This is a genomic window from Spirosoma montaniterrae, assembly GCF_001988955.1.
In the GTDB taxonomy this organism is placed as follows: domain Bacteria; phylum Bacteroidota; class Bacteroidia; order Cytophagales; family Spirosomataceae; genus Spirosoma; species Spirosoma montaniterrae.
This window is the reverse complement of the sequence record NZ_CP014263.1, coordinates 3,738,123-3,762,376: the sequence shown is the minus strand read 5'-3', so window position 1 is coordinate 3,762,376 and position 24,254 is coordinate 3,738,123. Positions and strand designations below refer to the sequence as shown.

General features: G+C 55.9%; 14 protein-coding genes, 1 pseudogene and 1 riboswitch. Of the genes and pseudogenes, 3 read left to right on the top strand and 12 right to left on the bottom strand.

The window, feature by feature from the left end:
* Positions 1-26: 26 nt before the first annotated feature.
* From AWR27_RS16270 to AWR27_RS16245, 6 genes are all read right to left on the bottom strand, one after another.
* Positions 27-1,970, bottom strand: coding sequence for a DUF4861 family protein (locus tag AWR27_RS16270; RefSeq protein WP_077132144.1), 1,944 nt, complete (start codon positions 1,968-1,970; stop codon positions 27-29).
* Between the two features lie 110 nt (positions 1,971-2,080).
* Entirely contained in the window at positions 2,081-3,604 is a 1,524-nt protein-coding gene (locus AWR27_RS16265) for a GH39 family glycosyl hydrolase (RefSeq protein ID WP_083732880.1), read from the bottom strand.
* Entirely contained in the window at positions 3,604-5,064 is a 1,461-nt protein-coding gene (locus AWR27_RS16260; protein ID WP_077132142.1) for a right-handed parallel beta-helix repeat-containing protein, read from the bottom strand. Before AWR27_RS16260 ends, AWR27_RS16265 begins: the two co-directional genes overlap by 1 nt.
* The gene (locus AWR27_RS16255) at positions 5,061-6,479 is read right to left on the bottom strand and encodes a GH39 family glycosyl hydrolase (RefSeq protein ID WP_077132141.1); all 1,419 of its coding nucleotides are present in this window, start codon (positions 6,477-6,479) and stop codon (positions 5,061-5,063) included. Before AWR27_RS16255 ends, AWR27_RS16260 begins: the two co-directional genes overlap by 4 nt.
* 77 nt (positions 6,480-6,556) lie before the next feature.
* The gene (locus AWR27_RS16250) at positions 6,557-8,263 is read right to left on the bottom strand and encodes a RagB/SusD family nutrient uptake outer membrane protein (protein WP_077132140.1); all 1,707 of its coding nucleotides are present in this window, start codon (positions 8,261-8,263) and stop codon (positions 6,557-6,559) included.
* Between the two features lie 132 nt (positions 8,264-8,395).
* Positions 8,396-11,476 (bottom strand): SusC/RagA family TonB-linked outer membrane protein, encoded by a 3,081-nt coding sequence (locus AWR27_RS16245; RefSeq protein WP_232325852.1) that lies wholly within the window; start codon positions 11,474-11,476, stop codon positions 8,396-8,398.
* Positions 11,477-11,786: 310 nt separating this feature from the next.
* Between AWR27_RS16245 and AWR27_RS16240 the strand changes: the two genes are divergently transcribed.
* Entirely contained in the window at positions 11,787-12,554 is a 768-nt protein-coding gene (locus AWR27_RS16240) for an SDR family oxidoreductase (protein WP_077132139.1), read from the top strand.
* Positions 12,555-12,644: 90 nt separating this feature from the next.
* A complete protein-coding gene (locus AWR27_RS16235) occupies positions 12,645-13,382 on the top strand; it encodes an IclR family transcriptional regulator (protein ID WP_077132138.1) in 738 nt (245 codons plus the stop codon).
* 16 nt (positions 13,383-13,398) lie between these two features.
* On the opposite strand, the gene AWR27_RS16230 is transcribed toward AWR27_RS16235, so the two are convergent.
* From AWR27_RS16230 to AWR27_RS16220, 3 genes are read right to left on the bottom strand one after another with little or no spacing between them, the layout of a single operon-like run.
* Entirely contained in the window at positions 13,399-14,166 is a 768-nt protein-coding gene (locus tag AWR27_RS16230; protein ID WP_077132137.1) for a LytR/AlgR family response regulator transcription factor, read from the bottom strand.
* A gap of 7 nt (positions 14,167-14,173) precedes the next feature.
* Positions 14,174-15,238: a sensor histidine kinase gene (locus tag AWR27_RS16225; protein WP_077132136.1), complete on the bottom strand. Its 1,065-nt coding sequence runs from the start codon at positions 15,236-15,238 to the stop codon at positions 14,174-14,176.
* 39 nt (positions 15,239-15,277) lie between these two features.
* Complete coding sequence (locus tag AWR27_RS16220; RefSeq protein WP_077132135.1) at positions 15,278-16,213, bottom strand: hypothetical protein; 936 nt, start codon at positions 16,211-16,213, stop codon at positions 15,278-15,280.
* 43 nt (positions 16,214-16,256) lie between these two features.
* On the opposite strand from AWR27_RS16220, the gene AWR27_RS16215 reads away from it, so the two are divergent.
* A complete protein-coding gene (locus tag AWR27_RS16215; RefSeq protein WP_198045019.1) occupies positions 16,257-18,662 on the top strand; it encodes an alpha-L-rhamnosidase-related protein in 2,406 nt (801 codons plus the stop codon).
* A gap of 36 nt (positions 18,663-18,698) precedes the next feature.
* Here AWR27_RS16215 and AWR27_RS16210 read toward each other — a convergent pair.
* From AWR27_RS16210 to AWR27_RS16200, 3 genes and pseudogenes are all read right to left on the bottom strand, one after another.
* A pseudogene (locus tag AWR27_RS16210) lies at positions 18,699-20,193 on the bottom strand (DUF1501 domain-containing protein).
* Positions 20,190-22,904, bottom strand: coding sequence for a DUF1553 domain-containing protein (locus tag AWR27_RS16205; protein WP_232325851.1), 2,715 nt, complete (start codon positions 22,902-22,904; stop codon positions 20,190-20,192). Before AWR27_RS16205 ends, AWR27_RS16210 begins: the two are co-directional and overlap by 4 nt.
* Before the next feature lie 154 nt (positions 22,905-23,058).
* Positions 23,059-23,943: a Ppx/GppA phosphatase family protein gene (locus tag AWR27_RS16200; protein ID WP_077132132.1), complete on the bottom strand. Its 885-nt coding sequence runs from the start codon at positions 23,941-23,943 to the stop codon at positions 23,059-23,061.
* A gap of 189 nt (positions 23,944-24,132) precedes the next feature.
* Positions 24,133-24,238, top strand: a riboswitch (SAM riboswitch).
* The last annotated feature ends 16 nt before the right edge of the window (positions 24,239-24,254 follow it).

Genomic DNA, 24,254 nt, shown 5'->3' with positions numbered 1-24,254 from the left:
ACGGGGAGGGGTTGGGGTGGGGTAGTTCAAAAACTCAGTTTCGGTATTTCATTCTTTATATAGTCGAGCCAGTCTTGCTTGGTTTTGATGGTGGGACTCTTGCTCCAGCCTGCGCCAACGTAGTACGTGATGGGTTGCCCCGCCTTCGCGTTGACGAGCATAAACTGTTCTTTCCCGACCGTGGCATACCCTTGCACCAGGGCTGGATTCGTGATCACGGTGGTGCCGAGTTCGCCGTTTTTGGGCAAGTACGATTCCCAGCCGGTGAGCGTACCGGTTTGTGCGTTGGTGATTACCTCCGGCATGCCGGCGAAGGAAATACCGATGCCAACCGTTAGCGGGCCTTTGTAGTCGGTCTCGAACGTGCTGATCACCTTGAACAGGTACGTTCCCATCGTCATGCTGATGGTCTTGCGCTCTGACACTCTATACTTTCCTGCCGAACCACCATCCACTTCCCAGGGCGCATAGACCAGCTCGAACTCGATTTCTTCGGGCGAATTTCTCAGAATCCGGTGGGTGGTGTAGGGTTGCGAAATGTAGGGCTTGCCGTCTTGCCAGATAGCCGTGCCGCCGTTGCCCCGCCCAAACCCGACGTGGAAAAAATCGCAGCCCTCGCCCCAGTCCTGATGGTATTCTTTCCCGGCGGCATTCTGCCGATACCACTTGTCGATGATGGGGTAATCGACTGATTTTGTCCACACGTCGATGCCGCTGCTGACGCGGTCTTTCACGGGCGGACCATAGACCCGAAACGCCACCCGGTCGTTTTCCCAAAGAATGTTGCCGTTGGCTTCGGGCATGTACCGAATGTACGTTTGGGGCTTGCGGAGGGTTGTATCGGGTATGACGTAGCGGCCCGGCGGTTGGGTTGGTACGACCTCCCTGATTCCCAGCCGGAGGGCCTGCGCGAAGGCCAGCACCACCGGCCCGAAGCCGTGCGCGTCGTTGTATTGGCCGACCTTTTGGGCGTAATCGGCTTTGGTGCCTTTGCCCGGACACAAACACGGCCCGCACACGCTCCCCACCGACCCGTCGGGTCCGATGTAGGCCAGCAATCCACTCAGTCCGCGCTGAAAATCAGCTTGTTTGTTTTTAGAAATGATCTTTTTCTCGATGGCAATGCCCAGCCCGTAGAGCAGCAACCCACTGCCCGACGTTTCGACAAACGTGTTGGGGTCGCTCATTTCCTGATGCCACAATCCCTCGGCGTTCTGGTGTTTCAGCACCGCCGTGAAGAACTGCCTGGCCAGCGCGTTTACGTCTTTTTTGCGGGGGTGTGCATCGGGTAGGTCGCGTACCAGACTGGCCAGGGCCAGCGATCCCCAGCCGTTGCCCCGGCTCCAGTTATCTTCCGAGATGCTGCCCTTGCCCGTGAACCCCCGGCCTTGATGGATGAGGCCCGTGGCGGGGTCGTGCAAAATCTTGAATAAGTCAAGGGTTTGCGAAACGGCCATGTCGACGTAGGCGGGCTTGTTTAGGGCCAACCCGCTGTAGAGCAGGTAGGGTGTTACGGCAAACGCCATGTCGATAAACACCTGCTCGTTGGGGTCTTTGAGCCAGCCCGCCGTCATGATGCCGTCTTTCGAGCGCGTCTGTTTCTGCATCATCTTCTCGGCGGTGGTGGCTACCTGCTCGGTCAGGACCGCCGATTTTTTCAGGTACGTCAGGTACGCTGCCCCGCTGCCCCCAGCCTCGTAGCTAATGGCCGACCCCCGGCCTTTGATGCGGTTTTGCTTGTAAAGTGCGAACAGGTCGAGGGTTTGCGAGAGTAACTCCGGCCCGCCCTGATTCACCGCCAGTTCGCTCATGCTTTGCATCAGCAAACTGCCTGGGTACGCACCCATGTCTACCGTGTTCAGCCCTTTGTTCAACACCAAATTGGCGATAGCCGAGGTGCTAACGGGCTTTGTCGGTTGGGCAAGGGCAAGGGTGCCAGACAATAAGAACCAAAACAGTAGTCTTTTCATGGACTTTAAAAATTGTTTTAAAACAGCATCGGCGTGCCATCCGGGTCTGTAGAGACGCAAGATTTTGCGTCTCTACGCGTGCGTCAGCAATTTCCTGAGTAAGCCATAACTCAAAATGTCAATAGCGATTTATCGGCAATCAGTACGGGCGAATCATACACAGGCAAATTCTTAAACGTCAGGTTACGGCCTTTTTTTAGGATCTGATCGTCAGGAATTTCATACACGGCCCCGGTCAGTAGGTCCACATAAACCGGTTGGTCGAAACGGGCGTTCAGCAGGGTGAAATTGATGTTTTTCGGTTGGTTGGTATTGGTCGGAATGGCCTCGTCCATCCAGATCGTAAATACCTGCTTTTGGGTGGTTTTGTGCGCGTAGCCGTACACCGACAAACTCCGGTCGGTGCCTTTGTTGTACTTGATTTCGTCAGCACTAACCGTCGCATTGATGTTGTGCGTGTCGTGCAAATTCTTGATCCTAACCAACTCATTATCAAAAACCGACGCTACGTTTTGCATGGCGTAATAGGCCATTTTGGGGCGAACGGCCCGTTTCAGAGAATCCGACTGGATAATGCCTTTGACGTTCATGCGGGTGATGGGGCCGCTCGTTTTCCCGTAATTCATCTCGATGATGCCCAGAATGCTACTCTCGATGTCGTGGCCCAAATCGCCCAGCATCCGGCGGATATTCCACTTGGCCTGCGAGAGTTCGCTCCAGTCGTAATCGCCAATGGCACCCCGGTTTGGCCCGCCAAGCGATGGACTGCCGTTTTCGCCCTGACGGAGTTTTACGTTGGGGGCGTATTTGTCCAGAACCCGCCTTAGATCGGCCACCCTGTCATAGTTCGAGTCGGGATTATAGACATAATCGTGGTAGGTCATGTTGTCAAACAGATTCATCTTGCCCTGCTGATGAATCGTTTTGAAGAACGTATCGGCGTATTTCAGATCAATATGGCCCATCGCCAGACCCGAAATTTTGGCCGTTGGCTGAATCCGTTTGATGATTTCTGCTGTTCGAATGTTCAGATCCGCTACCAATTCAGGCGTATTGAATTCGTTGTCGCCGAAATTGGGTTCGTTCCACACTTCCCACTCCCGGACTTTGGTTTTATAGCGATCCACCAAAGCCGCCACCCACTTGTCCCAGGCCCGGAGTGCTTCGGGTGACGTGGGAATACCCGCACTCAGATTGATGCCACCGCCACCTTCGTAGATTGGGTTTCCGTAACCCGTTTCGAGCCAGGGTTCCAGGCCACGGGCAGCCGCATCGTCGATAATCTTGTCTAACCACGCCCAATCATACACCCCTTTCACTTTTTCGGTTTTGGCCCAACCCGCCTGCATCCGCAACCGCCTGATGCCGAGCGGCACGAGGTAGGTTTTGTACTGCTCGTAATCGGTCAGATCACGGTCGAGGGTTTCGCAGCCAATGATCCAGTTGGACGATTTGATTGCTGTGGCCGGGCGCGGTTTCAACGTACCCAGCCGCTTCCAGCCCGGCGAAAATGTGGTTTTCACCAGTACGCCGGACCGCTGGTCGGCGGTGGTGTCGATACGCTGCGCAACACTAACCGGGGCGGTCAGCAACATACCTGAAAGCAGGGCGATATAGAAGCGGTTTGTGTGCATTAGTTTTCGTAGGCACCCATATCCCATCGGGTGCCGTTGGCCCCGCGGGGTTTTCCAATCAGGTCGGTTGTGAACAGGGGCGTACCTGACAAGAGAATCACGGCCCCTTTGTTGATGGCTGGGGAGGTCGGTTTCAGTGTAAAATCGCCCGATGTCGCGTTCGCAAACAGTGGGTCAATCAGTAAGTCGGCACCGGTCAGGTTGCTGGACGTGAAGCTGTTGGTCCCGTTGTTGCTCGGTTTGAAATCGAAAAACAAGTTGTTGCTAATGACGTGTGGAGCCGCCAGGTCGTGCCAGATCGAGTAGCGGTAGTTGGCGGTTTTGTTATAGAAGATATTGTTCCGAATCACGAGGTTGCTGTTCGTCGTGTTCTTGCTGAAGTTCGACACGTCGCCCGCGAAGCCTTTTTGCCCGTTGTTGTAGAACGTATTGTTCACGACGTAGATGTTCACAAACCGTCCGTTGCCCGTCGATTGAAACTGAAAGCCCGAACTCGTCCCGTTGACCACCAGGTTGTTGTAGAAGTAGATGTCGAGGGCCGTACCGCCGAGTTCACCGGCCACAAACAGCCCGCCCGCACAGTTGATGATCCGGTTGGCATGAACCCGAATGGTATGGCTTTCGCGGCTACCGGCGTCTACGTAGATACCCAACTCGACCAGGTCGTGCACGTAGTTCTGGGTGATTTCGCCGTTGGTCGAGCCTGCCTTTGCGTCGATACCCTCACCGCCTTCACCCACTACCGGGTTGTCCCAGACTTCATTGCCCACAATGGTAAAATTTTGCACCGCAGCCACCGTAATGCATTCTTGTGCTCCGTTGCCGCTCGCATCGCGCCCCGGCTCCTGACAAGCCTTGCGGACGTTGTTGCGCCGGATGGTCAGGTTCGAAGTGGTCTTGACGTAAATCCCCGACGCGCGGGTGTTGACCGTACTGCAACTGTCGATGAGGATGTTGCCTGAGCTTTCGCCCGAAAAGCCGTACCAGAATCCGTTTTGCGCTTTCAGCCCTTTCAGCGTAATGTACTGATTGTTTTTGAGTTGCCACAAGCCTTCCCACTGACTGCCCGTGTTCTGCCCGTCGAGGGTGGCCGTTTCGCCTTGTTTGCTGCGGATCACCGTGGGGGCCTGGGCTGTGCCGTTGGCTGAGGCAGGCACGACCACTTTTTCGGTGTAGATGCCGCCCGAAATCACGAGGGTGGCCCCTCCGGGCAGGCTGCTCACGCCCTTCTGAATGGTTTTCCAGGGCGTAGCCGGGTTTTGGGCCTGGGTGGCCGTGCGGCTGTCGTTGCCCGTTGCGCCCGACACATAGAAAAGTTGACCGGCTGTAGCAGCGGCAGTGGCTTTCGCCGGCACTGTATCCACTGGCGCAACGGACGCGCTGCCTGTTTCTTTGGTGCAACCGGACAGTAAACCAGTTAGCGCGAGGGCAACGGCGAAAAAAGCTGATTTCGTAATCATAAGTTGAGGGAGGTTTTGTCGGCAATCAGAATAGGGTAATCGGGAACAGGTACGTTGGTGAACGTATGCGTAGTGCCGCCGTTTCGGGTGGTTTTTGACCAGTTGGCGTTGGGCAGGGCGTACACCTTGCCCGTTAGCAAATCCACAAAAACAGGTTGCGTAAATTGCCCCTCAACGGTCAGCGTGGTGGGCTTCGGTTCGTAGGTTTCGGCGGGGCGGGTCTCGCCACTCCAGAGCGTAACCAAACTACCCCGATTAGCTTTATGGCGGTACGCAAAGGCGTAGACCGTCGGCTGATCGGTGGTGGGTTTTACAGTCAACAGCGTTTCGAGTTGATCGTCGAAGAGCGAGAACACGTGTTGCGCGGCTTTATAGGCTAACTTGGGCCGTTTGATGGTCTTGTCGGGGTTGGTTTCGAGCAATCCTTTCGAGTTAATCCCTACCATGTGATCCCCGGCAGCATAATGAATATCGCTGATGGTGAACAGGTTGGTGGCGATGCCCCGCCCGTGGTCGCCCAGCATCCGGCGCAAATCCCACTTGGCCTGCGTCAGCTCCGACCAGTCCAGATTGGTCATGGCCCCAACAGTTTTGCCTTTTGGTAGTGAAGGTGCCCCGTTTTCGCCCTGCATGAACACAATCTTCGGGTTGTGTGACCAAACTAACTGCCGCATTTGTTCGATCTTCGGATACGACTCATCGGGGTTGGGGCTGTAGCCGTGATACGTCAGAATATCGACCAGATCGAGGGCGTTTTCGCGTTTAAGTACGTCGAAAAACTCGGTCAGGAAAGAGATCTTCGGGACTCCCGCCATGCCCAGGGCAATGAGCCGGGCCTCCGGCTGAACCGATTTAATGACGCGGGCCGTGCGAATGTAGAACACCCCCATTTCCGCGCCCGTGTTGAGCGGATTACCATCGGGTTCGTTCCAGATTTCCCACTCCGGCACCTGATTTTTGTAGCGCGTGACCATCGCCCGGACCCAGTTGTCCCAGGCTGCCAACGCTTCGGGCGAAGTAGGAATCCGGCCCATCAGCCTGGCCTCGCCACCGCCCTCGTAAATCGGGTTGCCATACGACAACTCAACCCAGGGAGCCACGCCCCGACTGGCGGCATCGGGAATAACGGCATCGAGCCAGGCAAAATCGTACTGACCTTTGACCTTCTCGCACTTGCTCCAGCCGCCCTGTAGCCGGATTCGCTTGGCACCCAGTGGCCCCAGATACGTCTTATACGACTGGTAGTCGGTGTAGTCGCGGTCGAGGGTTTCACCCCCGATGCTCCACGTACTGGCCCGGATGGCTTTCGCGTCGCGGGTTTTCAGTTGCCCGACCTCGTTCCAGTTGGGCGTGACCGGTTGGGCCTGCACGGGGGCTACAATGCTGATTGTCGTAAGCAAAAGGAGCGTTTTCATGCGAAGAAACGGACATGTTTTAAAAAATGGGGCGGCAGCAAAGCCAGGCCGCCCCATCAACACTAACCTATGATCAATTAATACCCCGGATTCTGCTCTAATTTGCCGTCTTTATTGGCTTCGATTTCCGAAAACGGAATCGGGAACAGCGCGTGGAAGTCCTGAATGTTAGGCCGGTTGAGCGGGTTATATTTCCGCACCCGTTCTACCAGCTTACCCATGCGTGAGAGCGTTACCCGGCGGTCTTCTTCGAAGATCAGTTCGCGGGCGCGTTCGTCCAGAATGTAGTCGAGCGTTACCTCGGCAGGGGTTACAGGCTTGGCTTTGGCCCGATTTCGCACCAAGTTAATATCAGCAGCGGCCTGGGTGGTATTGCCTTTGAGCAGATGTGCTTCGGCCCGCAGCAGTATCGTTTCAGGTAATCGAATCTGGTACATATCGCGGAAGGTTGGGCCAGCGGTGGTTTTCAGCGTCAGCTTGGCGGGGTCCTGCATAACTCCCACCGGGTGTTGGCCGGGCGTGGTTATCTTCGACGGATACGGATACCAACGCCAGTTGGCCGACACCCAGTTGGGGGCCGGGAAGTCGATCAGGCTTTTGCCTACGAAGTTGGGGGAAGTCGGATTGGTGTAGATAAAATCGCGCACAATATTGAACGGCGAGGTGCGAATGTCAGTCACAGACGGGTCGAGCCTGCGGTTGTCTTTCTTCGGATCAAGGCCCCATACGTCGTACAGGAAATAGTCCGATGGTCGCACAAACGACACCCCGCGCCCCCCGCTGTTGAGCGTCGAAGCCGAGGCATTGTCCAACAAGGCCGCCCGCCCGCTCGGGTCCGATATGGAGAACACCGCTGGGGCCACCACCCGTTCGAGGTTGTTCATGGGGCTACCTGCCGACGTCAGCACGCCCCCAATCACGTCTAATTCATACTGAATCACCCAAATCGACTCCATATTGCCCGATTTCCTATTTTGGTTGCCCACCCGGAAGAGGTCGTAAAATACGTCGCCGGGTTGCGTCCGCAGACTGCCAAACCGTTCATTCATCAGGCGCAGGTTCGATTTCTCGATGACCTCCGTGGCGGCTGCGATGGCCTTATCGTAGTCTTTGAGGGCAATGTAGGTTTCGGCCAGCAGGTGGTTGGCTACGGGCTTGCTCAGTTTACCGTCGCGCACGGCGTCGATGCCGGGCAGGTTCGTGGCCGCATCGGTCGCATCGATGATGATTTGCTGGAGTACCTGCTCTCGGGTAGCTCGCGTGAAATTGGTGGTGGGCGTGTTTACCTCGTCGAGAATGAGCGGTACGCCCCCGTACAGATGCACGAGCTTATGGTAGGCGTAGGCCCGGAACAAACGGGCTTCCGCGCCGATAACTCTCTTCTGCGCTTCAGTCAGTTGCGACGTACCTAACCGCGCAATGATGGTATTGGCATTCGAGATAATCTTGTACCACCGAATCCAGTGTTGCCGGGGAATATCGCCCTGTGGCGTCAGGGCGACGGCATAGTTACCCAGCCGGGCCTGATCGAGCCGACCGTTGTAGGCAATGTCGGTACCCAATACTTCGGAGTATAAGCTTGCCCCGCCATCGACACTCTGAATGGCCCGGACGCGGGCATAAAGGTCGGTGAGGGCCGCGTTGAAATTGCCTTCATTGATATAGGAGTTTTCCGGGCTGTAAAAATCCAGCGGAACTTCTTCCAGAAATTCGTCTTCCTTACAGCCTGCCTGACCAAGCAAGACAAGCGCGATCAGGGCTATGTTAAACAGGTTCTTTTTCATGTGAATGATTGACCCCACCCCCGGCCCCTCCCCGTTAGGGAGGGGAGCGGAACCACCCAGAAGTGCTGCAGGCAAAGCTGCTGTTGGGCGACTCCCCTCCCTAATGGGGAGGGGCCGGGGGTGGGGTTGTGTTTAGAAAGTGAGTTCCAGACCTAATGAGTACGATTTCAGTACGGGAAACGCATTGATTGAGGTTACGCCGAGGGCCGTGGGGATACCGCCAGCCGGGCCACCGACCGGGAACAGCGTGGTGTTGGTTTCAGGGTCCCATCCTTTCCAGTTCGTGAAGGTCAGCAGGTTTTTGCCGCTCAGAAACAGCTTGCAGTTGGCCGCGCCGATCTTCTTTGCCACCGCATCGGTCAGCGTGTATGAGAGCGAGATGTCCTGCAACCGGATAAAATTGCGCTGGAAGTACTCACGCCCGCCAGCGGGTGTGGGCACCCACGGATTGGGGTGAATGCCGCCGGGGTTGCGGGGCGACCAGAAGTCGGTGAAGTCGAACCAGTTGGCGTTAGTTGCGTTGCCGGGCGTGCCGTTGTAGCCATAGGGGAAGTTGGCACTCAGGTAGCTGTTCCGGCCTCCCTGAATGGAGTTGATAAATGCCCGCAGCGTAAATTGCCGGTAGGATACCGTATTCTGAATCCCGAACTGATAGGCCGGTTCGGTGTTGCCCAGAATTTGCCGGTCGTCGGCGGGCGTAATTTTACCGTCCTTGTTTACGTCCTCGATTCTATACGTACCTGCCTGGAAACCAGCTAATTTTTCGTCGGCTAATTGGTAAATGCCCTGCGTCCGGTAGTCAAAGATGGTGCCAATGGGCCGCCCGATAAACAAACCACTTGCCACCAGGTCGTCTTCTATGCCATCGCTGTTTTTGTCTTCGCCCAGAATCGTGACCACTTTGTTGCGGTTGCGGGTGAAGTTGACCGTGACGTCCCAGGTGAAGTTTTTAGCCTGTACGGGCTGACCGTGCAGCATGAACTCGATACCGGTGTTGTTGATCTGCCCCAGGTTGGTAAATACGTTGGCGAAGCCCGACGTTTGGGGCAGGGTTTGCTGCCATAGCAAGTCGTTGGTGTTTGAGTTGTAGTACTCAATGTTACCGTCGATGCGGTTTTTCAGAATGGCAAAATCGAGGCCGATATTGATACCACGAGTACGTTCCCAGCGCAGGTCGGCATTCGCCAGGCTATTTATGGAGCGACTGATAGCCGTTGTGCCACCATCACCAAAAACATATTTTGTGTTATCTATATCAGTTTGAGCAGTAGAAGTAGTTCCTGGACCCACCCGCGCCAGCGAGCTGTACCGGGCTACTTTGTTGCCGTTTTCGCCGTAGCTACCCCTGATTTTGAGGTAGTCGATGCCCGGCACCTTGAAGAACGATTCTTCAGAAATTACCCAACCTACGCCCAGCGAGGGAAAAATACCCGTCTTGTTATTCTTCGAGAAGCCGCTGAAACCGTCGCGCCGAACGGTGGCTTTGATGAGATACTTGCCGCCGTAGTTGTAAGCCACGCTACCCATTTGATACAGCAGTGCTTCTTTCCAGGCTTCCGACGAAATTTTCTGCACTTCAGCCTGTTGCAGGCTGTTGTACGACAGGTTCAGGTCAGCAAAACCCGTGCCCGACGCCACCGTGCGGTTAAACTGCGCCGTATTGTAGCCATACACTGCCGTGGCGTTGATGTTGTGTTTACCAAAGCTGCGGGTGTAGTTGAAAATATTGTCGAGCGTTTGCTCATACTGCGTGGCATCGTTTTTGGCCGCCGACCCCGTTTGGCCTGCGCCGTAGATGCTCGAGGTGTAGTTTTTAAAGAATTTCAGGTTGTTGCCGAAGTTCAGGCGGTAGCTGAAACCCGGCAGGGCTGGAATCTTCACAATACCGTAAAAATTGCCTACCAACCGGGTCTGCACTTCGTAGCGGTCATTCTCAGCCGACAAAAACGGATTCACATTAAAGTCGCCGATAGGGTTGATGACGAAGTTGCCGTTGGCATCGCGGGGCAGCACCAGCGGGTTGGTCCCCACGATGGAGTTCATGTCGGGCGCGTCTTTGAAGAAATTCGTAAACGACCCCGACGTATTGGCCCCCAGCGTGAGCCATTTCGTCACCTCTGTGTCGAGGTTGATGCGCACGGTGTAGCGGGCATAATCATCGTTTCGGATAAGGCCCTTCTCTTTCGTGTAGCCGCCCGACATAAAGTAATTGGTCTTGTCGGAGCCGCCCGCCACGCTCAGGTTATGGCTTTGAATAGAGGCATCCTGCGTCAGTTCGCCGTACCAGTCATAATCGTTGCCCGCTTTCTCGCCCGCCAGCGAGATGGGAAACAGCTCCGAATTGGCAAAGGTCCAGGCCGGGTTCGGTGCTGTATAGCCCGACTCTTTGGTGAAAGCGGTCAGGTAGTTGATGTCCCGGATTTTCTCCAGAAAAGCATCCCGGCGTAGCAACTTCGCGTTCACCGTGGGCGATGAGATTGCGTAACTACCCGAATACGTGATGGATGGCTTGGTAGCGGCCCGGCCCGTTTTGGTCGTGATCAGGATTACGCCGTTAGCGGCCTGCGACCCGTAAACAGCCTTGCTACTGGGGTCTTTCAGCACATCGACGCTTGCGACGTCAGCGGGGTTAATGTCGGAAAGCCGACCATTGAAAATAATGCCATCGACAATAATCAGCGGGGCGGTATTGCCATTGAGCGTCGACGTGCCCCGGATATTGATGGCGGGTTCGTCGCCCGCGCGGTTGGTTTGGCTGATGGTCAGGCCCGGCAGCGACCCTTTCAGCGATTGCAGAATGCTTACGTTGGGCGACTCTTTGAAGGCCACCAGATCGGCTGACGCAATAGAACCCGTCAGGTCTTTTTTACGCTGCGTGCCGTAGCCCACCACCACCACTTCGTTCAGCGTCTTGTTGTCGGGGTTGAGTTTTACGTCAATCACCGTTTGAGTCCCTACGCTGATTTCCTGAGTAGCGTAGCCCAGATACGATACGACCAAGGTTGCGTTGCCCGCCGATACCGACAGCCGATACGTACCATTGGCATCGGTGGTGGTGCCATTGGTACGGTCTGATGCCTGCGTGTTTTTAACCAATACGGTTACACCCGGCAACGCTTCCCCGTCTCGTCGGTCACCCGACCACTTACCGTGGCCATCGATTGTGCCAGTACCGGAACCATCAGTAGAGTAAGGCTCAAGGTAGCAAGCCACTGCTTCCAACTATCTGTAAAAAATCGCCCCATTGGATTTTTAATTTATCAATGATAAATAACAATTCATCATTGCAATATTAATGTTGAATTCTAAAATAAACACTATTTTTTCTGAGAAAACTTTTTTACAGTTAAATGCTAAAATTCATTTTTATTGATAAAGTACTATTCATTTGTCCTCCTTTATAGAAAAATACTATACGTAACTTGAAAAAATTATATTTAAATAATTTTGTCTTCCATGGAAACTCGCTGTTTTTCATTCAGAATAAATTATAATTGTCGTAATTTATCATTGATATAGTATAATGAAACAATCTCTTTTCGATCTGACAGGACGCACGGCCCTTGTAACCGGCTGCAAACGGGGTATTGGTCGCGCCATGGCTGTTGCTTTAGCTGAAGCTGGGGCTAACCTAATTGGGGTTTCGGCCACGCTCGAACTATCGGGTAGTGCCGTCGAGCAGGACATTCTGGCTACGGGCCGGTCGTTCCGGGCCTATCGGTGTGATATGAGTCAGCGGTCAGCGGTATATGCCTTTCTGGAACAGCTAAAACGCGAGGAGCCGGTGATCGATGTTCTGGTCAACAACGCGGGTACAATTCTCCGCAAGCCAGCCGCCGACCATCCCGATGACTACTGGGACACGGTGATCGACACCAACCTGAACGCGCCGTTTATTCTGACCCGCGAAATTGGGCGCGACATGGTAGCGCGGGGCTGGGGAAAAGTTATCTTTACGGCCTCACTGCTTACCTTTCAGGGAGGTATTACGGTGCCGGGATACGCAGCCAGTAAAGGGGCGATTGGCAGTTTGGTCAAAGCGTTTGCCAATGAGTGGGCGGGAAAAGGCGTGAACGTGAACGCCATTGCACCGGGCTACATCGCCACCGACAATACGGAGGCACTCCGGCAGGATGCCGACCGCAGCCAAAGCATTCTGGCCCGCATTCCGGCGGGGCGGTGGGGTGAGCCGGACGATTTTAAAGGGCCAACCGTTTTCTTAGCCTCCGAAGCCTCCCAATACGTTCATGGCACCATTCTGACCGTCGATGGCGGCTGGATGGGGCGGTAAATTTAGTGATGAGTGATGAACGATGAGTGATGAGTCTGCTGACGCTTCAACTACTCATCACTTATCACTCATCACTTATCACTAAAAATTATGGTTCTGGTTATTGTAAAGGCACTGGACATACTGGAGTGGGTGGCGCAGGATTCGGGCCGCACGTATTCGCTGACCGAAATTGCCGAGGGGTTGCAGATGAATCAGGCGACGTGCGTGAACATTCTGCAAACGCTGGTTAGCAAAAACTACATCGAGCACCTGGGCCGCAAGAAGGGCTACCGGCTGGGACCGATGGCCTACAACCTGACCAACAACCTCTCCTACAGCCAGAACTTAGTGTTGGCCGCCAAAGAGCCAATGGAAGAGCTGACGGCTGAACTGAACGAAACCTCGATTCTGGGCATCATCCGCAACCAGAAGCGGTTCATCGTGCATTTAGTCAACAGCGATCAGGATTTGCAGGTACGTTCGCGTACCGAACGCAACATTTACGAAACGGCGTCGGGTCGGTTGCTGCTGGCGTATTTGTCGGCGCGGGAGTTGGACAGCTTTATCCAGAGTATCGGACTGCCTGCGCCGGAGGTTTGGCCCGAAGCCACCACCGCCGAGGAGTTACGCTCGGCTCTGGCGGTCATTCGGGGGCATGAACTGGCCGTCACCCGGTCGGCTTCGCACATTATCGGGCTGGCGGTGCCGGTGCGTAAGGGCGGGCAGGTGGTGGCGAGTCTGAGCGTGTTTCTGCCCGAAGTGCGCTGCACCGATGAGCGGCAACAGATGATTCGGGCCGCGCTTCAGAAAACCAGCCAGCAGATTATGGCCCGGCTGGATGGGTAAGGCACACAGCCGTGGGTTACTGATCCAGCCATGCTTTAAACGCCGGGGCTTTTTCACGGCTCACGAGCACCTCATCGGCTATGGCGGGCCACAGGTCGATTTTTAGCTTGCCGTTGAAGTAGGTGTGAATCTTCCGAATGGCCGATACCTGCGCGATGAACTGCCGGTTGAGCCGAAAAAACGACAGCGGGTCGATCAGCGATTCCAGTTCTTCCAGCGTGTGTTCGATGATGTACTGCCGCCCATCGTGCCCCACTAAGCAGGTCAGCTCGTTGGCCGTGTAGAAATACGCCACCTGCTCGTGGCCGACCGGCACAAACTGATCGCCGTGTTTGACCAGAAACCGGGTTTTGTAGGCCCGTTGGCTGCGGGCTAAATCCGTCAGCAGCGACTCGATTTTCTCGGCGTTGGCTCCCGGCGCGAGGGCCTGCTTCATATTCTGATATTTCGCCAGTGCCGAGGCCAATTCGGGCAGTTTGATGGGTTTGAGCAGGTAGTCGATGCTGTTGACCCGAAACGCCCGGATGGCATACTCGTCATACGAGGTCGTGAAAATGACGGGACTACGTACCGGAAACGACTCGAAAATCTGGAAGCTCAACCCGTCGGAAAGCTGAATGTCGGAGAAGATCAGATCGACGGGCGGGTTGACCCGGAGCCAGGCTAAAGCCGCCGATACGCTCTCCAGTACACCCACGATCTGCACCCGCGCATCGGCCTTGCCGATGAGTTTTTCGAGCCGCTCGGCAGCCGGGTATTCGTCTTCGATGATGAGCGCGGTCATGGCTGGGTCAGTTGGTCAGCAGCGGCAGTTTTACCCGAAACAACCCACCCGTCCGAATCACCTCCACGTGCCGGTCGGTCAGCAACTGGTAGCGGTTGATGATGTTCTGCAACCCCACCCGCGTTGAGGATGCCCGGTCGGCGTTTCGAGGGTCGGTGTGCCGAAGAATCGTTTTCTCCTGAACGTTATTCTCTACCACTAAATACTGATTGCCCTCCTGGAAAATGCGAATAATCAGCGGGTTCTCCTTCGAGACGATGTTGTGTTTGATGGCGTTCTCGATCAGCATTTGCAGGCTCAGGGGCGTTATGCATTGGTGGTAGGCACTGGGGTCGAGTTGCTTTTCGACCTGCAAATTATCCCGAAACCGAATCTTGTTCAGGTACACGTAAGCATCCAGAAACGCCATTTCCTCTTCGAGCGGAACCGTGTTTTTGTTGCGACTCACAAGCACATACCGATACACGTCCGACAGCCGTTCGAGGTACAGTTGCGCGTCGATGTTCTGATCGTCGATCAGGGCGGCCAGCGTGTTGAGGCTGTTGAACAAAAAATGCGGGTCGAGCTGGTTTTTCAGCACCTCCAACTGCGACTGAATGCCCTCCCGCGCCAGGGCTTCGGTTTTGCGGATGTTCTGTTTCCAGGCATTGAAAAAGTAGATGGCTTCGTATAGCAGATAGACCACCGCCGTCGGGATCAGGCTGACCCGGAACCCCACCAGCAGGTCGGTGTTAGCCAGTTTGGGGTCGTGCAGAATACCCCGGCACAGAATTTCATCCAGCACATAGGTCACCACCAGGGTGTAGAGCAGTGCCAGCCCCGCCTGCACGAGTAGCCGCCGGGTGGTTTGTTGGTAGGCCGGAAACAGTTTCCGCATCCAGAGCATAATGAACCGATGTCCTTCCCAGAGAAACAATGTCGTGCAGAACGACAGCAGCAGGTACGTCAGAAAAGCCGGGTTGCCGCTCTGCAGTTTGTCGAAGTGGTTGATTGTTGGCACCAGCACGCTGCACACCGGAATACCGATCAGGCGCATAGTTCGGTCGTTGAGGGTGTAGGCTACAGGCTCCATGCGGCTGCGTGTCGATAAGCTGAACGGTCAGTCTGCAAGTTATTTCTTTTGTCCGGTATTTCTGTGCATGCCAAAGGTGTAGCCAACGGTGATATTGGCCAGCAAACCGCCCGTACCCGGAAATCCCTGACTGGCAGCCCGGTAGGTCTCCGTTCGGTTGGTTATCTTGTTCTGATAGGTGAATGTATTGTCAGGCAGCGAACTCCAGACGTTGGGCCAAAACCGAACGCTGGGCATAATCAGCACCCCTGCCAGCGCGTTCGTTTGCCGCCGAAACGGATAATAACGGTAGTAGGTGCCAATGCCAAGCGTAACGGTTTTGTAGGACGTGACTAAACTCCCCGCCGACTCGGCAGCCGTGTCGTAGTTCAGGTTGTAGTAGTGGAGTTTAGGCTCGACCCGCACATCCCATTCGGGCGTGATCCGGTAGCCCACGCCAATACCCAGCGTAGACACCAGCGTTTCGGCCAGTTTCTGATCCTGCGCAATAGGCGACGCGCTGGCACCAGCCAGCCGGATATTGAACCCATGCGAGTAGTCGAATACGAGCCGTTTGGTGGTGTATTCGGCCTGCACATTGAAACCGCCCAGCAGGAGTTGCGAAACCCCTCCGCCGAGGGTAAAGCGGTTCGAGTACGGAAACGAGCTACGGTCGTTAGCCGACGATTTGGTTTGGGCCAGCGCAGGCGTGGCGAAGCTGGCGAACAGCATCAGGATAACAGCGCAAGGTGTTTTCATGTGTTTGACTTCGGACAATACCCGAGTTTTGGTTGTGAAGTAGCTCCCGCTCAGGAGCGTTGACAGCACAAAACTGGGCATTGGGCCAACGGTACGAAACCAAACGCCGGGCGAACCGTCGGCAGGGCGGGGCGAAGCGTCGGTAGGCCGGGGTAAAGCGGGGCGGTTAATCAGATTAATTTCCAGGGCGACGCTGCAACTGCCAACACTCGGAACGCAGCAAATCCGGTAAAACATGCTTGCGCTCAGCTTTGTCTTTTTTGCTTGTTCTGTTTCTTTTATGCGCAAACTCCTGCTTGCTTTTACTGTGTTAATGCCGTTGTTTAGCCCGGCACAGGAACTCAACGTGCCGATACCGCAGTACGTGCCTAAATCGATGAAAGCTTACTGGATTACCCACCCCGGTGTGCCCAGTGGCGAGTCGGCGGTAGTGCTGTTTCGTAAAATCATCGACTTGCCCCAGAAACCCGACAAGCTGATCGTCAATGTATCGGCTGACAACAAATACACGCTCTACGTCAACGGCCAGCAAGCGTGTTTCGGCCCACAACTGTCCGATATTCGGCACTGGCGTTACGAAACCGTTGATCTGGCACCGTATCTACAGGCGGGGCGCAATGTAGTGGTGGCTGAAGTAGTCAATTTCGGGCCAGACCGATTTTTTGGCATGCAATCGGTCAGAACGGCCTTTCTGCTCAATCACATCGACGCCCCCACCGACCCGGCTCTGAGCCTGAACACCAGCACGGGCTGGCAAACGTTGCACAACCCCGGCATCCGGCACAAGGGTGTGAAGTGGCGCGTGCGGCCCGAAGAAAAAGATATCATCAGTGGGTTTTATGCCGCCAACCCAACCGATAGCCTGACGGCACGCCTGTATCCGTGGGGGTGGCAAACCGGCACCGACACCGCAACGGTCTGGTTGTCGGCCACGTTTTGCGAGAGCGCCAGTGCCTATGCGGGGGGCTTCGCGTGGCTGCTCGAACCGCGCACAACACCATTACAGACGCAGCGCATCGAGCGCATTGCCCGCCTGGCAACCGTATCGGGCAATCCCAGCACAGTTGACAATGGATTTTTGCAGGGCCGACCAACAACCATACCACCCAACAGCCGCGTTACGCTGCTGCTCGACAATCGGGTGTTGACCATTGGCTACCCTGAACTCCGATGGTCGGGAGGGGCAGGATCGCTGGTGAAGATTGGCTACGCAGAAAACCTGTTCCTGCCGAACACACCCAAAAAAACCAACCGCAACGAAATCGAAAACCGGCGATTTGTGGGTATCAAAGACATTGTTGTGCCAGACGGAGGAGCCAACCGCCTGTTTCGGCCAACCTGGTTGCGGACCTTCCGATTTGTGCAGGTAGACATCACGACCGGGGCCGAGCCGCTCACGCTCGATGACTTCTACAACCGCTATACCAGCACGCCCATCCCGACCAAAGCCCGCTTTGCTGCCGACAAGCCCGAATATGCCGGTATTTTCGACCTCTGCCGCCGTACTGCTGAACTCTGCACCCAGGATTACCTGCTGAGCGATGCGTATTATGAAACCATGCAATATCTGGGCGACTCGAAAGTACACAACACCACCTGGCTCACGCTAACCGGCAACGACCTGCACGTGCGCAACGCCCTGACCCAGTTTAATCATTCGCGGCTGTGGGACGGTAATCTGACGAGTTGCTACCCGCTTCGTGCCACGTTTGTGCATCCCAATTATTCGGTCATCTGGGTCGATATGCTCTGGGATTACCTGCTCTGGTCGGGCGACAAATCCTTCGTCCAGAAGTTTGTACCCGCCATTCAGCACACGCTCGCCATGTTCGACGGGTTGATTCAGCCCAATGGCCTTGCTGGTTCCACCAACTGGGCCTATTTTGTCGATTGGTATTCTGACTCTAAGAAGGGCGGACTGGCTCCGGGGCAAGACGGGACAAATTCGGCTGTAGTTACTTTGCAGTATGTGTATGCCCTGCAAAACGCGGCCCGCCTGTTCGATGCGCTGGGTGATATACCCACCGCTAACCGCTACCGACTGCGGGCCACGCAGATCAGGCAGCAGGTGTATGCTGCCTGCTACGATACCAAACGTGGCCTGATGGCCGAACGCCCTACCAAAGATTATTTTGATCAGCACACCAATATCATGGCCGTGTTGACCGACGCGCTCCCGCCAGCTCAGCAAAAAGCCGTTATGGAGAAATTAGTACGGGAGCCTACGCTGGGGCAGGCAACGTATTACTTCCGGTATTATTTGTTCGAGGCCATTCAGAAAACGGGTACAGAACACTTGATCAGCGCGACCTTGTTGCCCTGGAAAAACCTGGTAGCCGATGGTCTGAGTACTACGCCTGAGCAGTATGAGGCAGAAGGCCATCCTTCGCGTTCGGAATGCCACCCCTGGAGCACGGCTCCGGCTTCGGCTTTTTTCAGCGTGATAGCAGGTATTCGCCCGGCAGACGTAGGCTTCCGAACCATTGCAATGCGCCCCGCGCTGGGCGAACTAAGCCACATCGAAGGGCTGTTTCCGCACCCCGCTGGCGACCTGTTGTTTGACCTCTCGCGGCAGGGCGCAACCGGCCTGTCGGGTACTGTTACCCTGCCCCCGGCCTTAGCGGCACGTTCTACTGGCACGGGAAATCGATACCACTTCGGGCCGGACAACAATCAATTGCCTTGAAATAGGAGGGGAGTTCAGTGAAGTGTGTCAAAAACGCTACGCCAACACGTCGCGGATGACCTTGCCATGAACGTCGGTCAGGCGGAAGTTGCGGCCCTGGAAGGGGAAAACGAGTTTTTCGTGGTCGAAGCCGAGTACGTGCAGGATGGTAGCTTGCAGGTCGTGGATGTGGGTTTTGCCCCGGACGCCGTAGTAGCCAATCTCGTCGGTTTCGCCGTGGGAGTAGCCCCCCGGATGCCGCCCCCGGCCATCCACATCGTGAAGGCGTCGATGTGGTGGTCGCGGCCTTTGAAGGGCCAATTGTTATCGCCTGCGCGGTTTTCCATCATGGGCGTCCGGCCAAATTCACCGCCCCACACCACCAGCGTATCGTCCAGCAAACCGCGTTGTTTGAGGTCCTGCAACAGGGCCGCGATGGGCTTGTCGATGGAGTTGACGTTTCGGCGGAGGCCATCGCCCACGCCACTGCCTTCGTCGGTGCCGTGCGAATCCCACCGCCGGTCGAACAACTGCACAAACCGCACGCCTTTTTCGAGCAACTTGCGGGCCAGCAGGCAGTTGTTGGCAAACGACGCCTGACCGGGCTTTACCCGTACCAGTCGCGCACCCACTGCGGCTCATCGGTAATGTCCATTGTTTCGGGCACTTCCGACTGCATCCGGTAGGCCAGTTCGTACTGCGAAATCCGGCTCAGAATCTCCGGGTCGCCAATCTGCTCGTATTCGAGTTCGTTGATTTTGTTGATGATTTCGATGGATTTCCGGCGCAACGTATCGCTGATGCCCGCCGGATTTTTGACGTATAGCACTGGCTCACCCGCCGACCGGCACTGCACCCCCTGATACACTGTCGGCAGAAAGCCGCTGCCCCAGACCGACTTGCCCGCGCTCGGTTCCGGCCCCGACACCAGCACCACGTAGCCGGGCAGATTCTGATTCTCGGAACCCAACCCATACGTCACCCACGAGCCAATGCTCGGACGGCCTAAGCGCGGACTGCCCGTGTGCATGAACAACTGTGCAGGCGCGTGGTTGAACTCGTCGGTGTGCATCGCTTTCAGGAACGTGATGTCGTCCACTACCTTCGGCAGGTACTCGAAGTATTCCGACAGCCAGGCACCCGACTGCCCGTGCTGGGCAAAGCGGGCCTGCGGTCCCAGCATTTTCGGGACGCCCTTGATAAACGCAAACCGCTTGCCTTCGAGCAGCGAGGGCGGACAAAGCTGCCCGTCGAGTTTGGTTAATTCGGGCTTATAATCGAACAACTCCAACTGGCTCGGTGCTCCTTCCATGTGCATAAACAGCACCCGTTTAGCCTTCGGCGACGCCAGCGGAGACAGCGGACGTAACGGATTATCGGTATTGGATTGAGACGCGAAGGGTCGCGTCTCTACGCCCGAACCGCACCCATCCAGCAGCGACAGCAGAGCCAGCGACCCCAGCCCGGCGGTGCATTGCTTCAGAAAATGCCGCCGGGTATTAAACGTAGCTTCGGTAAACAGAGCCTCGTCGGCGTGGTTGAGTCGGTTCATTTTGTCAGCGTTTCGTCGAGGTTCAGAATCGCATTTGCCACCAGCGTCAGCCCCTTTTTGTCGGTGGTAATTGTAGCTTCGGCATACAACTGCTTCAGCAACATCAACTTCGCCGGGCTGGGTTGCCTGAACAGTATGCGCTGGTATCCCGCCGAAATCTGCTCCGGCAACGTTCGTCCACGTCGCTGCATGTACCGGGCGAGGTGTTGCGCGGCTTCGACATAAACCGTGTCGTTCAGCGTCGTGAGAGCCTGCAAGGGCGTGTTGGTACGTATCCGGCGCGAGACGCAGAGGTTTCGTTGCGGGCTGTCGAACGTCACCATCGACGGATATGGGTTGGTACGTTGCCAGAACGTGTATAACGCCCGGCGGTGGCGGCTTTCGGGCTTTTCGTTCTTCCAGCCGTCGTTGGTCGGGTTGAAAGGCCGGACGCTGGGGCCGCCAATGGCCGGGTTTAGCAACCCACTTACCGCCAGTGCCTGATCGCGGATTTGCTCGGCACTGAGCCGGACGCGTGGCCCCCGTGCCAGCAGCCGGTTGCGCGGGTCGCGTTCCTGTAAGTCTTTGGATACCAGTGCCGACTGCCGGTATGTAGCCGACAATACCAGCTCGCGTAGCAGTTTCTTCATGCTCCAGCGGTATGTATCCTGAAACCGCACGGCCAGCGCGTCGAGCAGTTCGGGGTGCGAGGGTCTGCCGCCCATTGTCCCGAAATCTTCGAGCGTTTCGACCAGCCCATAGCCGAACAACTGTTCCCAGAAGCGATTGACCATCACCCGCGCCGTGAGCGGGTTCTCGCGGCTAACCAGCCAGCGGGCCATGTCGAGCCGGGTTTGCATGGTTTTGTCCGCTACGTTTCCGATAGTGCGCGGTACGTCGGGCTGCACGGGTTGGCCTTTGGTGAGCCAGTTGCCCCGGATGAAGACGTGGGCTTGCCGGGCGCGGTGGGCCGGGCGTTCGCGCATGACGGGCGTCGTAATAGCCGGGATGCTCGTCAGTCGCTCCACCGAGTCGCGCAGGGCCGGGTTGCGACTGATGGGAGCCTGCGGTACGTCGAGATGAAACCAGTCGATGTGTACCAGATCGCTCCGAAATTCTTTGTCTTTGCGAAAGACCAGAAATACGGTATGCCGTCCGGGCCGCGTCAGGCCCGACGTCGGCTGCACAGTGGCCCGGTGCGTGCCGTAGGTTTTCCAGTTGTACCACTGCCCCGGTGCGCCGTCCTGCGTAGCCGGGATTTTGGTACGGCTGATGAGCGGGCCATCGGGCCGGTCGAGGTGAAGTTCGATGAATGACGAAAACGACGTTGTGTAGCGGTACGTAATAGCCGATACACCCGTCAGGTCCACGTTGTCGTAGCCCACAAACGCGCCTTCGGTGGTTTGCATAATGGCCGTTTGGTTGTCCCAGAGTTCGATGTGGCGGCTGGTACTGTCGAAGTCTTCGGCCTCGATGCGCCGGTAGCCAACCCGGCTGAGTAACTCGCTCCGTTGCTCGCCCAGACCTGTCAGCGGATCGCTGGGCAGCGTAGCGACTTCCGCCGGAACGCGCTGCCGAATCCAGCCCATCAGTCGCCGTAGGTACTGTTCGTTGTCGGGCGTGAAGGTGCTGAGTTTCGGCTTTTCGTTGTAGATGTCGCGGTCTTCGGTGTTGTTGAAAAACGCCAGAAACTTGTAAAAATCGGCGTGGCGGATGGGGTCGTAGGGGTGGCTGTGGCACTGCACACAACTCATCGTTGTACCTTGCCAAACCTCGAATGTCGTACTCACCCGGTCGATCAGGGCCATGTTGCGGAATTCCTCATCGTTGGTGCCGCCCTCGTCGTTAGCCATCGTGTTCCGGTGGAACGCCGTAGCAATCAGGTTGCGCTGATACGTAGCGGCATCGGTTGCGGGTAGCAGGTCGCCGGCCAATTGTTCGAGGGTGAAGCGGTCGAAAGGCAGGTCGCGGTTGAAGGCGTCGATGACCCAGTCGCGGTAGGTCCAGATGCTGCGTTCGAGGTCTTTTTCGTAGCCTTTCGAGTCGGCGTAACGGGCGAGGTCGAGCCACATACTGGCCCATCGCTCGCCAAATCGGGGCGACGCCAGCAATGTATCGACCAACTTCTCGTAAGCGTTCGGCGACGTATCACGCAGGAAGCGGGTGGCCTGCTGATGGGTCGGCGGCAATCCCGTCAGGTCGAGGCTCACCCGACGCAGCAACGTAGCGCGGTCTGCTTCGGGCGCGGGTTTCAGCCCTTCCTGTTCCAGCCGCTCCCGCACGAACGTGTCGATGGATTTGGTGGTCGCGTCGGTTCCCCGTTTTGGGGGAAGGTAGGCCCAATGGTCTTCCCACTCAGCTCCCTGATCGATCCAGTCGCGAATGAGGTTGATTTCGTCCTTGCTCAGGGGCGGGTGTTCGAGCGGCATTCGCAGTTCCGGGTCGTCGCTCACGAGCCGCTTCACCAGTTCCGATGCGTCGGCATCGCCCGGCACAATCGCGTACTTGCCCGACTTCGCTTTGGCTAACGCTTCTTCGCGAAACAGCATACTGAAGTTGCCGCTTTTCTTGATACCGCCGTGGCACGTAATGCACTTCGCGTTGACAATAGGTCGAATCTGCTCGTTATAACTGATGCGTTTGCCACCGAACAAACCACCCACCGTGCAGGCCGCTACCGTTGCAGTTAGGGCGAGTCCGCCGAGCCAGAAGTAGCGCATTGTCGGGAGCATCGTGATCAATCGGTTGAGTGTCACACAGTAGAACCGCACCGGCGAACCAGCTAATTTTCAAGACCGTATCGATCCTGCAAAGTCAAAAGCAATCTAAGCTTGTATTTTAACGTGGACTACGGAATAAAAAGAGTGGTGAAGGTCAAAACTGTTTTTAAACCCGCTTCTTTCGCGAAAGCTGGGCATAAACCAACTGAATAATGCCATCTTTCAGGCCCAGATCGGGCACGATAATCTGGCTGGCTCCGGCCCATTTCATCACGGAGATGTAGATGTCGGCGGCTGGTACAATCACGTCGGCACGGTCGGCATTCAGGCGGAGCTTATTGATACGGTCGTCTAAACTATAGCTGGCAACATGGTTGCGGATGCGCTCAATCTCAGCCAGCGACGTGCCTTCTTCGGTGGTTTTGGCCGCCAGATTAAACAGCTTGCTGATGTTACCGCCCGTGCCAATAGCCACCACGCCCTGCGATGAGTCGATATTTTCCTGAACCCAATCTTCAATTTTGCGCCAGGCTCCTTTTGTTTCTTTGCCCTCCAGCAGCCGTACCGAGCCAATTTTGAACGACTTCGAGTTGATTTTCTGCCGGTTCACATACACGTTCAGTTCGGTGCTGCCCCCACCCACGTCGATGTGCAGAAACTGCCGGTCGTCTAATGCCTGAACCACTACGTTGTTAATAAGTTCGGCCTCTTTCTGTCCGTCGATGATGTGAATTTTTACGGCGGTCTGGGCTTCAATGCGCCGGGCAACGTCGTGACCATTAGACGCTTCGCGCATGGCCGACGTAGCGCAGGCCATGTAATGTTCCACTTCGTGCAGTTCCATCAGCAGTTTATATACCTGCATCAGTTTGGCAGTGCGGGCTTCCGATTCGGGCGTGAGTTCGCCGAAATTGAATACGTCGTGACCCAGGCGTAGCGGAAACCGCACATACTCAACCTTCTTGAAGCTTACTGAATCGTTGTTATGAAGTATAGTAGAAATTTGCAGCCGGGCTGCGTTAGACCCAATATCGATAGCGGCCAGTTTCATAATGTGTTGAATGATTGACAGGTTGAATGATTGAATGATTGAATGGTTGAATGATGGAATGGGCTTTCACCAAAACAATCCATTCCATCATTCAATCACTCAACCAGTCAATCACTCAACCACTCAAAATTAAGTCGGCCCAAAAGTAAAGCTTTTTTGGGTTCTACCGGCCCAGTGTGTATTTTTACGAGCTTATCAAGAAAGACGGAGGGACTGGACCCTGCGATGTCTTGGCAACCGGCCACCTGGCACCGGTGCCACATTCCACCCCAACCCAGAACGGGGCAGATAAGGTAGTAACCAACCGTTGT

Excerpts from the sequence above, each read along its gene's own strand:
- AWR27_RS16270 (WP_077132144.1), bottom strand. The coding sequence starts at position 1,970 with ATGAAAAGACTACTGTTTTGGTTCTTATTGTCTGGCACCCTTGCCCTT.
- AWR27_RS16265 (WP_083732880.1), bottom strand. The coding sequence starts at position 3,604 with ATGCACACAAACCGCTTCTATATCGCCCTGCTTTCAGGTATGTTGCTG.
- AWR27_RS16260 (WP_077132142.1), bottom strand. The coding sequence starts at position 5,064 with ATGATTACGAAATCAGCTTTTTTCGCCGTTGCCCTCGCGCTAACTGGT.
- AWR27_RS16255 (WP_077132141.1), bottom strand. The coding sequence starts at position 6,479 with ATGAAAACGCTCCTTTTGCTTACGACAATCAGCATTGTAGCCCCCGTG.
- AWR27_RS16250 (WP_077132140.1), bottom strand. The coding sequence starts at position 8,263 with ATGAAAAAGAACCTGTTTAACATAGCCCTGATCGCGCTTGTCTTGCTT.
- AWR27_RS16240 (WP_077132139.1), top strand. The coding sequence starts at position 11,787 with ATGAAACAATCTCTTTTCGATCTGACAGGACGCACGGCCCTTGTAACC.
- AWR27_RS16235 (WP_077132138.1), top strand. The coding sequence starts at position 12,645 with ATGGTTCTGGTTATTGTAAAGGCACTGGACATACTGGAGTGGGTGGCG.
- AWR27_RS16230 (WP_077132137.1), bottom strand. The coding sequence starts at position 14,166 with ATGACCGCGCTCATCATCGAAGACGAATACCCGGCTGCCGAGCGGCTC.
- AWR27_RS16225 (WP_077132136.1), bottom strand. The coding sequence starts at position 15,238 with ATGGAGCCTGTAGCCTACACCCTCAACGACCGAACTATGCGCCTGATC.
- AWR27_RS16220 (WP_077132135.1), bottom strand. The coding sequence starts at position 16,213 with ATGTTTTACCGGATTTGCTGCGTTCCGAGTGTTGGCAGTTGCAGCGTC.
- AWR27_RS16215 (WP_198045019.1), top strand. The coding sequence starts at position 16,257 with ATGCGCAAACTCCTGCTTGCTTTTACTGTGTTAATGCCGTTGTTTAGC.
- AWR27_RS16205 (WP_232325851.1), bottom strand. The coding sequence starts at position 22,904 with ATGCTCCCGACAATGCGCTACTTCTGGCTCGGCGGACTCGCCCTAACT.
- AWR27_RS16200 (WP_077132132.1), bottom strand. The coding sequence starts at position 23,943 with ATGAAACTGGCCGCTATCGATATTGGGTCTAACGCAGCCCGGCTGCAA.